The organism is Aquimarina sp. (genome assembly GCF_977115655.1).
The window spans coordinates 1-13,641 of sequence record NZ_CDSBKO010000011.1 but is presented as its reverse complement, the minus strand read 5'-3'; the positions used below and the strand labels follow the sequence as shown (position 1 = coordinate 13,641).

The 13,641-nt window shown below is 34.6% G+C and carries 15 protein-coding genes; 2 read left to right on the top strand and 13 right to left on the bottom strand.

What is annotated here, in order from left to right; genetic code table 11:
* Positions 1–19 precede the first annotated feature (19 nt).
* The 4 genes from ACZIYX_RS06525 to ACZIYX_RS06510 form a co-directional block, all read right to left on the bottom strand.
* Positions 20–313, bottom strand: coding sequence for a type II toxin-antitoxin system RelE/ParE family toxin (locus ACZIYX_RS06525; RefSeq protein ID WP_462681403.1), 294 nt, complete (start codon positions 311–313; stop codon positions 20–22).
* Entirely contained in the window at positions 313–537 is a 225-nt protein-coding gene (locus tag ACZIYX_RS06520; RefSeq protein WP_462681402.1) for a type II toxin-antitoxin system ParD family antitoxin, read from the bottom strand. The genes ACZIYX_RS06525 and ACZIYX_RS06520 overlap by 1 nt, the downstream gene beginning before the upstream one ends.
* 171 nt (positions 538–708) lie before the next feature.
* A complete protein-coding gene (locus ACZIYX_RS06515; protein ID WP_462681401.1) occupies positions 709–1,473 on the bottom strand; it encodes a hypothetical protein in 765 nt (254 codons plus the stop codon).
* A gap of 57 nt (positions 1,474–1,530) precedes the next feature.
* Positions 1,531–2,244: a class I SAM-dependent methyltransferase gene (locus tag ACZIYX_RS06510; protein ID WP_462681400.1), complete on the bottom strand. Its 714-nt coding sequence runs from the start codon at positions 2,242–2,244 to the stop codon at positions 1,531–1,533.
* 143 nt (positions 2,245–2,387) lie between these two features.
* Between ACZIYX_RS06510 and ACZIYX_RS06505 the strand changes: the two genes are divergently transcribed.
* On the top strand, positions 2,388–2,882 hold the full coding sequence (locus tag ACZIYX_RS06505; protein WP_462681399.1) for a YkgJ family cysteine cluster protein: 495 nt from the start codon (positions 2,388–2,390) through the stop codon (positions 2,880–2,882).
* A gap of 318 nt (positions 2,883–3,200) precedes the next feature.
* On the opposite strand, the gene ACZIYX_RS06500 is transcribed toward ACZIYX_RS06505, so the two are convergent.
* From ACZIYX_RS06500 to ACZIYX_RS06460, 9 genes are all read right to left on the bottom strand, one after another.
* Complete coding sequence (locus tag ACZIYX_RS06500; RefSeq protein ID WP_462681398.1) at positions 3,201–3,398, bottom strand: hypothetical protein; 198 nt, start codon at positions 3,396–3,398, stop codon at positions 3,201–3,203.
* A 115-nt stretch (positions 3,399–3,513) separates the two neighbouring features.
* Positions 3,514–4,578: a DUF6620 family protein gene (locus tag ACZIYX_RS06495; RefSeq protein ID WP_462681397.1), complete on the bottom strand. Its 1,065-nt coding sequence runs from the start codon at positions 4,576–4,578 to the stop codon at positions 3,514–3,516.
* A 32-nt stretch (positions 4,579–4,610) separates the two neighbouring features.
* Complete coding sequence (locus tag ACZIYX_RS06490; RefSeq protein ID WP_462681396.1) at positions 4,611–5,648, bottom strand: SPFH domain-containing protein; 1,038 nt, start codon at positions 5,646–5,648, stop codon at positions 4,611–4,613.
* An 18-nt stretch (positions 5,649–5,666) separates the two neighbouring features.
* Complete coding sequence (locus ACZIYX_RS06485) at positions 5,667–6,434, bottom strand: hypothetical protein (protein ID WP_462681395.1); 768 nt, start codon at positions 6,432–6,434, stop codon at positions 5,667–5,669.
* Positions 6,435–6,453: 19 nt separating this feature from the next.
* Positions 6,454–6,654 (bottom strand): hypothetical protein, encoded by a 201-nt coding sequence (locus ACZIYX_RS06480; RefSeq protein ID WP_462681394.1) that lies wholly within the window; start codon positions 6,652–6,654, stop codon positions 6,454–6,456.
* A gap of 114 nt (positions 6,655–6,768) precedes the next feature.
* Positions 6,769–7,452 (bottom strand): Lipl32 family lipoprotein, encoded by a 684-nt coding sequence (locus ACZIYX_RS06475; RefSeq protein ID WP_462681393.1) that lies wholly within the window; start codon positions 7,450–7,452, stop codon positions 6,769–6,771.
* Positions 7,453–7,494: 42 nt separating this feature from the next.
* The gene (locus tag ACZIYX_RS06470; protein ID WP_462681392.1) at positions 7,495–8,112 is read right to left on the bottom strand and encodes an SIMPL domain-containing protein; all 618 of its coding nucleotides are present in this window, start codon (positions 8,110–8,112) and stop codon (positions 7,495–7,497) included.
* 22 nt (positions 8,113–8,134) lie between these two features.
* On the bottom strand, positions 8,135–8,485 hold the full coding sequence (locus tag ACZIYX_RS06465) for a zinc-ribbon domain-containing protein (RefSeq protein ID WP_462681391.1): 351 nt from the start codon (positions 8,483–8,485) through the stop codon (positions 8,135–8,137).
* A gap of 37 nt (positions 8,486–8,522) precedes the next feature.
* The gene (locus ACZIYX_RS06460; protein WP_462681390.1) at positions 8,523–8,945 is read right to left on the bottom strand and encodes a hypothetical protein; all 423 of its coding nucleotides are present in this window, start codon (positions 8,943–8,945) and stop codon (positions 8,523–8,525) included.
* A 261-nt stretch (positions 8,946–9,206) separates the two neighbouring features.
* On the opposite strand from ACZIYX_RS06460, the gene ACZIYX_RS06455 reads away from it, so the two are divergent.
* On the top strand, positions 9,207–13,641 hold a 4,435-nt coding region (locus ACZIYX_RS06455), incomplete at its 3' end, for an HYR domain-containing protein (RefSeq protein WP_462681389.1).

The window sequence follows — 13,641 nt, the reverse complement described above, 5'->3', positions numbered from 1 at the left end:
TATACGTTTATTGAATTTCTTATTTTAAAAATTTCACTAGATCTTTTCCTCTATATAGTACTCTAATAATCCGAATATGAGTTTTAAATACTCTATAAAAAACAACATGAGAACTGAAAGGAAAGCTGATAAGTCCTTCTTTTATCTCATTTCTATTTTTACGAGCTTCTGGATTATTACAAAGAAAAAGGAACATCAAATTTAATTCTTCTAAATATTTTATAGCCTGTATCTTGCCAAATTTATAGACTCCATCATCATATATTTCTTCGATATCTTCATCTGCTTTTTGAGATAATACTAGTTTTTGCATTACCTTTTTTTCTTTGAAGCAATAATATCGTCAATGGTTCTGTTACTATCAGGAGCATTCCACCCATCTTCAATTTCTTTTCTTAAATCTTTGATTACTTTTTCACGATAGATACTATGAAGCCTTAACGCATCACGTATTACCTCGCTATTATTTTGATATTCTCCTGTAGCAACTTGCTTAGAAATATAATCTTCCTGCTGTTTTGTGAAACTGATATTCATATTCTAAAATTTAAAATTATCTATATTTGACAAATATAGATAATTATTTTTTTTCTGTTGCTAAAACATGTTAAAGGAAAAAAATAATCTAGTATATGGATAAGATATCGTATTCATTTTTGAAAGTCAAATTCAAAAATATGAACCAATAAAGAAAGTAGATATAGTTTATTATCTACCACCGTTAGCTCTTAGGTCGGCTATGCACTGGGCATCTAATTTAGGAACATCGTCTCCTAAGCCCATAGCACCGTTTCCAAACTCTATAGCGGCACTCATTAAACAACTGGCAATACTACAATGACCTTGCGAATCTGCATCTGCATGATTGGTCTGTTTAGGAGAGCCTATATCGACCAGACCTAATAAATGAGAAAACTCATGATTTAAAGTTGCTGTTTCTATAGTAGATAGTAGCGGGGCATTAGGACGAGAACTTAATTTACGAATAGTACTTTCATAAATAACAATAGAGGTGTTTAGATAAGCAGAGCCTAATGTGATTTTTTTATCGGTATCCTTTTCTTTGCTACCATCGGCAAAATATATAAAAACGGTAACATCGCCGGTTTGATTAAATACTGTTCTGTTGTTATTTTCTATTTCCAGGATTTCTTCAATAGTAAAAGGTGTTTTGTTAGAAGAAGGTACGGTACGCTGGGTAATAGTTATTCCATCGGGTTTAAATAAACGCTCTTGTAAAAATTGCTTAAATCCATCTATCGCAGTTGTTGTGGGTTCAAAACCTTGTACAGATACCATTTCTATACTTAAACTGGTAAAGTTAATTTCACTTAACAGATCATTAGCAGAAGTTCCTAAAGGTTTTTTGTTATTTGCTTGTAATGCATCTAAAGTAGCATTATCATCTTCAGAACATCCTATTAGGATAAACGAACAAATAAGTAAGTAGCTTAAAATTTTTATGGTATGCACAGGGCTTATTTTAAATATTTTCTGGTCACAAAGATTATACCATGTTGTTTTTATATTTTAATCCACCAAAGTGAGTCGGGCCAGATAATCGTTGTTCTCTCCTTCGATCAACAACTCGGATAAAAAACCATTGGCATTGGCCGCATTTTGTAAAGTATTATAATCGATGTATAACCAATCAAAAGCTTCTGATATTTGTTTTTTATATTTTAATATATAACGCATTTCGCCATAATATCCTGCCGAGGCATCTATCCAAAAACTACCATCTTCTTCTTGATAAAGATAGGATATGTCTGAAGAATCCATTAAAACTTGTCCTCCGGGAGCTAAAAGTGTTTTTATATGATTAAAAAATCTATCCATACGATCTAAAGTACCAATAATACCACTACCATTCATTAAAAAAAGAATAGTATCATAGGTACCTGAATCGTGTTTAAAAACATCTTGAGCATAAGTGTTTTCTAAACCTCTTTTTTCGCATATTTCTATAGCCCCTTCAGAAATATCTATGGCGGTAACATCTAATTTTTTTTCTTTTTGAAGGTATAAACCATGACTTCCGGCTCCACAACCTGCATCCAGTACCTTTCCAAATGCTGTGTCCAACGCTTTTTGCTCTATTTTTGGCATTTCAGAATACGATCTAAAAAAATAGGAGACAGGTATATGGTCATCATCAAAATCATCTGCCTGTACCACAATATCCTCTGTATATTGGTTGTTGAAATAATCTTTAATAGCTTCTCCAAAAATATCTGTGTTCATGCGTATTATATTTGGTTTTTACAGTACCTGTTTAATCTCTTGTTAAGAGAGATAAACTCCCGGGGGGGATGTCTGAAAAATTATTACTTAATCGTATGTCTAAAATTGATAAGGATAATTTTTAAAAATTCTATTTTTGCAATATGCAGGAATTTATAGATCAATTACCAAAACTGGCCAAAGATAAACATAACGAGAACAAAAAGTTCTTTGCTAAACTTAAAAAAAAGCCACCTAAAAAGTTGGATGAAATAATGCAGGATTTGCATGATGAAGAGTTTGGTACTACAGATTGTTTACAGTGTGCCAATTGTTGTAAGACAACAGGACCGTTGTTTACCGATAAAGATGTAGAGCGTATTGCAAAGTTTTTTAGAATAAAACCGAGACAATTTGAAGAACAATACCTGCAAACCGATGAAGAAGGGGATTTGGTATTACAACAAACCCCGTGTACTTTTTTGGACAGTGATAATTATTGTTCTATTTATGAGGTGCGACCAAAAGCTTGTAGGGAGTACCCACATACAGATCGAAAAAAATTTCAGCAAATCTCTGATTTAACGATAAAAAATGTTGCTATCTGCCCTGCAGCATATAATATTGTAGAAAAAATGAAATCAAAAATACCTTTATAGGTTTTGTAAAAATAGGTGTTCTTATGCTTTTTGCTAAAAAATGCAGAGTACCATTTGTAACCTTTATTCAGGACGGGTCAAACTGTTTTGGTCCCATAACCAAAAAGAGGGCACTTCATCATTTAAAAATTTATCCTGTCCATCTACCCAAATAATTTCTGCAGATAGTATATTAATACCATTTCTGACTTAAAATTACCCCCTAAAATTTGCTCTTTTTCGTTTATGCTTCAAAATAAAATTTAATCATAGCTTTGACTATGCTTGCATTTTCTTTTTTGTCTAAACAAAAAATACCTGCATTTTATTTGGGTATTTTTAAATAAGAACTGGTATAACATTAGATTTTTTTGCAATGTAAGATGTTATAGAATATCTAAGGGGTTGTTCTAGGGTAAAGAAATCGAAAATAAACACAGGCTGTTTGCCAGATAAGCTTTGCCGGTTTTTGTTATCAGTGATTTCTATTTGATGTGGCCCTACATGTGGTCTGAATTGTTTTGATATTTTTTTCATGATACCTCTTTTTTATCTTTAATAATTAGATGACCCGGTTTCATCATACAAAAAAATGTAGTGTTTTGGGGTTTTTGATGAACTTTGGGTCATCTATACAAAAAATGTTTCTTGTTTAAAAATCTATATCATCGCCAACTTTTGCCGAAGCAAATTCTGCATTATATTTTTCCATTAACTCTCCCATTTTTAATGCCATACGAGTATCTGTAGCCATTTTTGTTACCCAATGCATACCTACAGTACTCCAATCAGTAACAGTAAGTCCGTATTGTTGTAAGATTGAAGCAGCATCTTTTCCTTGAGCTGCCCCCATGTTTTGATGACACATAACCTTGACATAAAGCTCAAAATCCTCATAAATATCGTTATTACTTGCAGTAGAACCAACGTTTTGACTGTTTCCTGCATCGGCAAATTTGCCAATATTCGAATTTACAAAAGCATCACCATATACTTTGGAAATTGCAAAAGTTGTGTCTTGAGACATTCTTGCTGTCCATTCTGCAGATACTTCGTCCCAGATTGGTTTTTCTGTCCCCACTACTTTAAGGACTTCATCCAGATCCATTCCTCCTGCTATTTTTGCATTAGCAGCCGCCCAGGTTTTCATATCGATCCCTTTTATAGGGTCTAATAACCCACCGGCTTCTGCAGCTTCTATATGGGCATCCATCTGGGCATCTAGTTTAGCTTTTTGCTCTTTTAAAAAGTCATCCGCCGCATCGTATGCTTTTTCTTCAGCAGAATCTAGTATGGCTATTCCCCATAAAAAATGGTTTTCATCAGAGAATCCATACTCATGAATTTGATCCTTAAATTCTGAAAGGTCACTATTTTTCAGGTTTTTAATGTCATTAAGGATTTCTGTAGCGTCTTCGTGAGAAAGTTCTAGAACCTGCTCTGGCATTTTAAGCTTGTTTACAAATCCATACCTTCTGATACCAGACTTAATTTGATTGTTAAGATCTACCCAATGTGGTTCATTTAGGTTAGGTTTAAATGGCCACAGATCATAGTTTTTGCCTTCTTCGAGATCTTGAAAAGAAAGATCGGCACAAGGCCATGTCGTGTAGTCATAGCTGTGCCAGTCCATACGATCAATAATCCTCATGTAGTCTCTGTATTCGTTTTTTTGTTTTCCTGAAACATCTTGATATAATTCATTAACTGTGCTCATACGGTACGGTTTTTAAAAATTAATTTTTGTTTTTAGAATTGAGATAATATTTCCTGTTTTTTTTGTTTGTATTCCTGTTCGTCGATTAAGCCGGCATCAAACATTTTCTTTAGTTTTTCTAATTTTTGTACCGGATCATCGTTTTGAGGTTGAGATTGAGATGGTGGTGGGGTATTTTGTTGGGGCGTAGATTGCTGCCCTTGTTTGTTCATCATATTTCCCAGCATTTGCCCCATTCCCAGTCCGGCTCCCATTTGCATGCCGATATTACCACCACTTTCATTTTTTGCCATATTTTTTAAGGCTTCGAGTTGTTGGTAATCCTGATAGCTTACGCCTAGCTCTTTCATTGCCTGTGCTTCGGCGCTCATATCTGCGATTCGACCAATCCTTGTTTTGGTTTCTTCATCAAAACTGGTTCCTTCTATCCTGAAATCAAGTAGCTCAAAGCCTAATTCACCAAAGATTTGTGTACACGCACTTTTAGAGAATGCTGCAATTTCATTGCGGTGCTTGTCAATTTCTATATAACTAAACGAAGCGTTGGCAAGGAAATCACTAATAGGCTGGGTAATTCTGGATAAGATAACTTTCTGGATTGCTTTTACCGGATAGTAGTCATCACCCGCAATAACGTTGGTAAAAAAATCAACTGGTTTAGTGATTTTAAAAGAAAAATTACCAAATGCACCTAACCCTACAGGAAAATTATAAACAGGGTCTTTGTAGGTAATAGGAGAAGGGGTTCCCCAGCGTATATTTTGCATTTCTGCTTTTCTATAAAAGAAAATACCTACTTTATGGGCAGACTCAAATGCATACATGATATTTTTGATAGTCGTCCAGAACGGAATATTTCCTGTTTTGAGATCGTAAAGCCCTTCTTCTTCAAAAAAACCTTCTACTTTGCCTTCATATACAAAAAGACATCCTTGTCCGGGTCCTACGATAAGCTTTGAAGCATTTTTGATTTCATCCCCGTTTTCTGTCCATTTTTCAAAAAGAGTTTCGGGTGTTGGGTTTTGCCATTCTATTATCGATCGTAGCTCATTTCTAAATGAATTTGACATTTTTTTTTGCTTTTAGGATTATGGATAGTTTGTTAAGAGTGCAATTTTAGACTTAAGGTCTTTTTCATACCGGTCTTTATAATCGGGTATGATTTCTATTCTTTTCTTTAAGTAGGTTTCTATATATTTTTGATATGTAGATATTAATTCCTCTTTGCTGTGGGTTTCAGGATTTTGTATGTAATTTTCAAACTTAAGTTCTTCATACAGCAGATAATGTTCTAATGCGGCCTCTTCCCCAAGGGCATGAATGGCAAAATGCTCTATGTTTCGGGCTTTGGTTCCGGGCTCGAATGTATTTACAGTCTGACAATATTGGCAAGTACTATAATAGGATCTGAAAAAATTATCTTTTACAGCAAGTTTAGCTTGGCATTGGGTACAACAAAAATCTTTGGACAGGGTTTCTTTTACTTCTTTTAATAATTTTTTTGCAGCACCTGCAAAAATTTTCACTTCGTATGATTTTAGCTTTTGCTCCAGGTTAAACCTGGATCTAAGCCCTTTGTCTCTTTCCTGATTAAATTGTTTTGACCCAAATTCTGCCCCTGCATCTTCAAAAGCTTCTTCGACTTTATCGTTCCATGTGCTATCTATTTTCCAGATAAGTTCATTGGCTTGAGAATAAATTCCTTGCCAGGCATTATGAAAGGTAGTGGTTTCAAGATCGGTAGATTCAAAAAGAAGAGGTAATAGGGTTTCTGTTTTTTGTAATATTTCTTCGAATCGATCATTGATTTTTTTAAGAAAATCATCCCATCTTTTTTGTGTATCGTTAAAAGACATATTTCTAGTAGATTATATTTTAGTAAAATTGGTCTCCACAAAAATCACAGTATTTAAGATCTGTATCTTCAGGTCTTGCAGCTCCGCAGCTTTTACATTTTTTGGTTTCCAGACCAGCATTTATTTCTTCATGTTTTTTTGTAGAAGAAAGTGCATTGGCCAGAATATCGTCAAGAAGATTTTTTTCTTCTTTAGGATTTTGCTTATTGTTTTCTTGCATCTTAAATAGAGGTGGTTTTAATAAAAGGCAATCAAAACAGGTTATCCCCATGTTTTTGATGATTAGGGTCAAAACACAGGAATAACCTTGAGGTCTATTATTCCAATTTATGTTTTATAACCCTTTTTTAAGATCTTCGATAGTTTTTGCCATTACTACCCCTGGTAATTTTATAGGAGCTGCAACTTCTGCTAAGAAAGTACCTTTTACTTCACCAGTTTTATAAGTTGTAAACCCAATACGGTATAATCCAACGGTAAGGGCTTTGGTAGGGTTACCAACTTCACTTTTATATCTTAATAAAGAGTTATAGCTGCTGCCACTTGGTTGTTTTGGCATTTCACTACTATCATCATTGCGCTCTAGGGTTACCCAATTTGCACTATTTACAGCATCTTGGCTAATGTTATCTTTGCTAACAATATCAGAACGCTCTAATGTAATGTAAGTATCAAAATACTCTTCAGAACTTGCATTTTCGGTATAAGCAGCAGATTGTGTAGCTTTTTTGATTTTTGTTTTACCAACCGGGGACATCATTCGTACTCCAAGTTCAGGAGCTACTGCCGGTACCCAAAGATAGATGTAGTAAAACTTTTTCCCGTCTTTTACTTCATCTTCATTGCCAGGAGCAGCATACCCAAGATAGGATACCACATCAGTATATGGTACTTTTATAGTTTTAGGCCCAATCTTTTTTTCTATAGAGCTTCCAAATTTACCTAGTTTTTGTGCTTGTGCATTAAAGATGCTTCCGAAAGCTAAGATTGCGATTACAATTAAAATTTTTGTTTTCATTTTTAAAGTTTAAGTATTAATTAATTAAATAGATTGCGATTATTATTCTATAGTAAAGGTTACTGTTACATAGTGTTTTTGATCTTGTTCAGGCTTATACATATCTATGTATTGCTCCTTGGTACTAGTATTTTCAATCTTTATTATACTACCCAATTTTTGATGAAGATTACTTACGATTTTTGATGCTTTTATTTTGGCATCTTCTATTGCAGTATGAGTTAAATCTGCCAACTCTTCATTTGTTTTTTCCTTAGCTATTATCTCTACATGTATGATACTTAGACCATTCATTTTTAAATCGATAATTTTATGGATTTCTTCTTGAGAAGCAGAGTTAAAGTAAAAATACTCTACGTCGTTAACTTCAGAATAGGAAGAGTAGAACTGATATACAAAGTTTTTATGAAAGGCACTAAAATCAACACCAATAGCCTTTAACTTATCAGCATACATTTGTTTTACCTCAGAAAGACTTTTAGGTTCATGTTGCTGGTACCCGTCTGTTACAATTTGTTTTAACGAGATAGTAAGGTTATAGCTGTCCACTTCGGCTTTCTTTTTAGCCTCGCCCACTATGGTTAGTGTTTTAGCTTTTTCTTGTGAAACTACTGTTTGTAAAGACATACATAGAAGTATTATAAAAATTATTTTTTTCATGTATAAAGGTTTTTGGATTTGTTTACGTTGTACGTGTTATGTACGGAAGAACAGAAACCAATACGATCAGTATGGATAACAATATCAGTCCGGTAAAGTGATACCAAGGTGTTTTTGTTTGGTTGTTTTTGCCATCCAGAAAACTCTGTATCAATTTTGGATCCTGAATCTCTCTTTTTTCAAAAGCACCTTTACAGTGCCCGCAAACCATGTATACTTTTTTCCCCACAGGAAAGAACGGTATCCAAAATATATGAACATATTTTTGGTATCCTTGTATCCACATATTGTTTTCGGTTTTACAATACGGGCAATCCCCTTTTTCTAATTTTTTGGGGTGAATGATCGAAGAACTAGTTCCAAATATGATCATATATTTTGTTTTTTGTTGGATACTTTTATATAAGGTTTTACATAAAGAACAAGAAAGAGGCTACGATCATCCAGCAACCAACTATGATCCCCAGGACCCCTAATTTTCCTAGTTTTGGGGCTAATTTTTCTCTTAGCTGGTTTGCTTTTTCTTTTGCGGCTTCGTTTTTGGATAAAAAGAATTTATTGATTAGCCCAAAACCTAGCATAAATCCTAATATAGCTTCGATAACATTTCCTGCCAATAATGTAACCCACCAGATAGGGTATGAGGTTAACCATCCAAGATTTAAAATCGCAGTGATAATACCCCAAACTCCCCAAAAACAGAATACCAATCCGATCCATCCTTGATATGGTTCGATTTTTTCTAAAAGTTCTTTAGCATTTGGTTTTTTTGACAGTAATAAAGATGGTACTGCGATAATACTTAATAAAATTAATGTGATTCCCCAGGTCATAGTTTCTAAATTTTAAAGGGTTAGTATTTATTTTTTTGTTTTTATTTTTTGATTTATAATAAGAGCTTATGCTAGTATGATTATCAAAAAAATTACATTACAAAGGTGTGGGATATGAATGGACAGGGGAACACCTTTTATAGTGAAAAAGAGCACCCTGAAAACAGGGGGGTAAGTACATGTGGTAAAACCCTATTTATGGTGGGTTTTAATATTAAGGGGAAATTTAGTTTTGTGGGGAACAATTTTTTTTTTCAAAAGATGAGAAATATTAAATATAACATCATAGGTAGAAATAGAACTATATCAATTGTTTTAATTTGTTTTTTTAGTTTAATAAAAGGTATAGCTCAAGATTGTATTTCAAGAATAAACACTTCAGAACTAGATGGAACTAACGGTTTTTTAATTAATGGTATTGATGCTGCAGATATGTCAGGATGGTCTATTAAGAATGCAGGAGATGTTAATAATGATACTCTAGATGATATAATTATAGGAGCATATTGGGCAGATCCCAATGGTAATGATAAATTTGGAGAGGTTTATGTCGTATTTGGAACTGCTTCTGGAATAGCAAGCTCTATTGATCTTTCATCGTTGAATGGAATTAATGGATTTAAAATTGATGGGATTGATTCCTGGACAGGAAGAGAAGTAAGCAGTATAGGGGATATCAATAATGATGGTATAGATGATATCATGTTTAATGCCATATATACTGACCCTCATGGAGGAGGGAAGTTTGAAAATACAGGGTCGGTTTATATAGTATACGGGAAAACAACTGGTTTTTCGGCAACTTTTGATCTTAACACTTTAGATGGAAGTAATGGTTTCGTTATTAATGGGATTGATCCTGGAGATTTAACAGGAATTTCATTAAGTAGAGCAGGGGATATTAATAATGATACAATTGATGATATTGTTATTGGAGCGCAATATGCATCTCCCAATACTACAGATGCAGCAGGAAGAAGTTACGTTGTTTTTGGACGAGAGCTACCATCTGGATTTCCATCGGTGTTCGAACTCTCTGACCTAGATGGTACAAATGGATTTGTAATAAATGGTATTAATATTGATGATGAGTCAGGATCAAAAGTTGCGAATTCTGGAGATATCAATGGGGATGGTGTTGATGATATAATGATTAGTGCTTCTCGTGCAGATGTGAATGGTCCTAACTCTGGTCAAGTTTATGTTGTTTTTGGACGAAAACTTCCATCTAGATTTCCATCAGTGTTTGAACTTTCTGATTTAGATGGTGCAAATGGTTTTATCATAAATGGAGAGGGTTCTGGGAACTTTTTGGGAGAAGGAATAGGAAGTATTGGTGATATTAATAATGATGGTCATCAGGATATCGCAATTTCTGCACGTCAAGCTTCTTCTGGAAAGGTATATATTATTTTTGGAAGAGAATTAACATCACCATTTCCAAACGTTTTTGAACTTTCTAGTTTAGATGGTGATAATGGTTTTATTATTGAAGGTTTGTCTGTATTATCAGTAAGTAATGCAGGAGATTTTAATGATGATGGTATAAACGATTTTGCTATGGGAGTACCCTACGGAGTAACATCACAAAGAGGGGGGTATATAGTTTATGGAAAATCAGACCCTTGGCAAAATCGATTGGGAATAAATGATATTAATCATTTACGGATTGTCGAAGATGGAATACAGGAAAATCTTGGATATGATATAGATGGTGTTGGTAATTTTAATGGAGATGGAATTAGTGATTTTATTATCGGAGCACCAGCTGTATTTGAAAGAGATGAAGTTAACGGCTTAACTGGTGTTACCTACGTTGTATTTGGAGGTGATTATTGTGTGATGCCTTTAAATAATGGATATCCTCAAGCTATCAATGAAACAGATCAAGGATTTACCTTGGTTGTAAATGGCCCGGAGACAGGAAGGATACATTATGCAGTTTTTCAAGCTAATTTTTCAGGAACTTCGGATCATAATGATATCATTAATGGTGTAGGAGCAGTAACCGAAGGAGATTTTTTAATGAGTACCGCGAATACCAATATCCAAGAGATAATTTCTTCTTTAACAGCAGGTACTACTTATGATGTGTATTTGTTTTTAGAAGATGGAACTGGAAATCAAGGAGAAATCTACCATATCGATGATGTTACTACTTTGTCTGGTGCTGATACCACCCCTCCAACAATTACTTGCCCTTCTAATCAAGCTATAGCATGTAACTCTACTGTGATTCCTGATTTTACATCATTGGTAACTGCATCAGATATTGTAGATCCCAATCCTGTAATTACCCAAAATCCACCTGCAGGGTCTATATTTACAGATGGGATGACAATTACGATGACAGCTACCGATGCAAGCTCGAATAGCGCTAGTTGTACATTTTTTGTAACTAAGGGAGTAGATAATGAGAAACCGGTACTTACTTGTTTAACTTCAGAATCATTATTTGTTAATTCGACACTTCCTAATTATTATTTAAAGCTTGGTGTTTCAGATAATTGTACATCACTATTTGATCTTACGTATACACAAACTCCTGTACAAGGAACAATATTTACAGCAGATACCAATGTGACGGTAACTGTTACAGATGGTAACGGAAATACAGAAAGTTGTTCATTTTTAGTAACTGTCCGGTCTCCCATAACTCCTGTAGATTGCACAACCACTTCAATAAGTTTAAATGATTTGGATGGTAATATTGGTTTTCAGATAGAAGGAAATAGGATAAAAGGAGAAACAGGCTATGATGTTAGAGGAGCAGGAGATATTAATGGAGATGGAATTGAAGATTTTATAGTGGGCTCACCAGGTAAAGCGTATAATTTTAACTCTTCTTACGGAAGAGAAAGAGGTAATTTTCCGGGAGATGTTTTTGTGATTTTTGGGAAAGGAAGTAATTTTCTTCCAAATTTAGACACTACGTTATTAGATGGTACCAATGGATTTAAAATAACTAATGATATTCCAGGAGGGAATTTTCAATTTTCTGGTTATCAGGTTAGTACTGCAGGGGATATTAATAATGATGGAATTGATGATTTGATGTTTAGTGATCCATTTCGCAACGATGGACTAGGAGCAGAATTAGGAACTACATATGTGATTTTTGGAAAAACAAGTAGTTTCTCTCCTGTTTTTAATGTCTCGAGTATTGATGGTACTAATGGTTTTGTTTTTATGGGAGCAGATCCGTATGATCAGTCTGCACTTTCTTTTGATTCGGCAGGAGATATTAATAATGATGGAATTAATGATATCATAATAGGGGCCAGATCAGCAAGATTTACTGATACTTCTGGTAAATGTTATATTGTTTATGGAAGATCTACAGCGTTTCCTGCGCTAATAAGGGGATATGATCTAAATGGAACCAATGGATTTGTAATAAAAGGGGACGCTGATGGAGAAGGAATTGGTAATGGTGTCGCGGGCTTAGGAGATGTAAATGGAGATGGGATTGATGATGTAGGGTTTGAAGGTGGAAGTACAAATAAAACCTATGTTCTTTTTGGAAAAACAGGTGGCTTTTCAAGTATTGTACCAACAGCAACTATAAATGGAACTACAGGGTTTTATGTTGATGTTTCTTCTTTTTCGTCTGGTTCTTTTTATAAAACTATAACAGGAGTTGGTGATGTTAATAATGATGGGATAAACGACATATTGTTTGGGAACAAGAGGCTTCTTTTTGGAAAGAATACCGGATTTTCTGTAGTAGAAGATATTACAAGCTTGGATGGTACAAATGGAGTTGAATTTGCAGGAAATAACTATAGAACCTCTAGTGTCGGGGGGGATTTTAACAAGGATGGAATCGGGGATTTAATAGTAGGACGATCTGGTTCTATAGCTATTGTTTACGGAAAAAGTACTCCTTGGAGTGCAACAGTAAACCCTTTTTCATTGCCATCATCAGAAGCTTTTGTTGTAAACAGGTCTAACTTAGGGGATTATTCTGTGTCTGATTTGGGGGATGTTAACGGCGATGGAATCACAGACGTAATCATGGGAGAGAAAGAAAGGTTGTATTATGATAGTAGTTCTAGTTTAGATCCTGGTCATGCCCATGTAATATATGGATTTTCTGTTTCAGATACCGAAGCCCCTGTAATTACTTGCCCTGCAGATCAGGTTTTGGCATCCGGCAGTACATTGCCAGATTATACAACTTTGGCTACAGTAACAGATAATTGTGATGTAGCACCTGTAATTACTCAAAACCCTGTAGCCGGTGGGGTTTATACTCCCGGAATGACAATTACACTTATCGCTACAGATGCAAGTAGTAACACTAATGATTGTACTTTTGTAGTAAATGAGGATGCAGATACTGTTCCACCTGTAATTACTTGTCCTTCTGATCAGGAGCTAAACTGTAATGTTTCTACAATTTTGGATTATACAGGATTGGTATCTGCTACGGATTCTGTAGATCCAAACCCTGCAATTACACAAAATCCGGTATCGGGATCTGCTTTTGCAGATGGAATGATAATAACGATGACAGCCACCGATGCTTCTGGGAATACAGCTACTTGTCAGTTTACGGTAAATCAAACTGTTGATACAGAAGCTCCCGTGATTACCTGCCCTGCAGATCAGGTTTTGGCATCCGGCAGTACATTGCCGGATTATACAACTTTGGCTACAGTAACAGATAATTGTGATGTAGCACCTGTAATTA

Bases quoted from the DNA above. Each gene is read 5' to 3' on its own strand.
- ACZIYX_RS06525 (WP_462681403.1), bottom strand. From the start codon at position 313: ATGCAAAAACTAGTATTATCTCAAAAAGCAGATGAAGATATCGAAGAA.
- ACZIYX_RS06520 (WP_462681402.1), bottom strand. From the start codon at position 537: ATGAATATCAGTTTCACAAAACAGCAGGAAGATTATATTTCTAAGCAA.
- ACZIYX_RS06510 (WP_462681400.1), bottom strand. From the start codon at position 2,244: ATGAACACAGATATTTTTGGAGAAGCTATTAAAGATTATTTCAACAAC.
- ACZIYX_RS06505 (WP_462681399.1), top strand. From the start codon at position 2,388: ATGCAGGAATTTATAGATCAATTACCAAAACTGGCCAAAGATAAACAT.
- ACZIYX_RS06500 (WP_462681398.1), bottom strand. From the start codon at position 3,398: ATGAAAAAAATATCAAAACAATTCAGACCACATGTAGGGCCACATCAA.
- ACZIYX_RS06495 (WP_462681397.1), bottom strand. From the start codon at position 4,578: ATGAGCACAGTTAATGAATTATATCAAGATGTTTCAGGAAAACAAAAA.
- ACZIYX_RS06490 (WP_462681396.1), bottom strand. From the start codon at position 5,648: ATGTCAAATTCATTTAGAAATGAGCTACGATCGATAATAGAATGGCAA.
- ACZIYX_RS06485 (WP_462681395.1), bottom strand. From the start codon at position 6,434: ATGTCTTTTAACGATACACAAAAAAGATGGGATGATTTTCTTAAAAAA.
- ACZIYX_RS06480 (WP_462681394.1), bottom strand. From the start codon at position 6,654: ATGCAAGAAAACAATAAGCAAAATCCTAAAGAAGAAAAAAATCTTCTT.
- ACZIYX_RS06475 (WP_462681393.1), bottom strand. From the start codon at position 7,452: ATGAAAACAAAAATTTTAATTGTAATCGCAATCTTAGCTTTCGGAAGC.
- ACZIYX_RS06470 (WP_462681392.1), bottom strand. From the start codon at position 8,112: ATGAAAAAAATAATTTTTATAATACTTCTATGTATGTCTTTACAAACA.
- ACZIYX_RS06465 (WP_462681391.1), bottom strand. From the start codon at position 8,485: ATGATCATATTTGGAACTAGTTCTTCGATCATTCACCCCAAAAAATTA.
- ACZIYX_RS06460 (WP_462681390.1), bottom strand. From the start codon at position 8,945: ATGACCTGGGGAATCACATTAATTTTATTAAGTATTATCGCAGTACCA.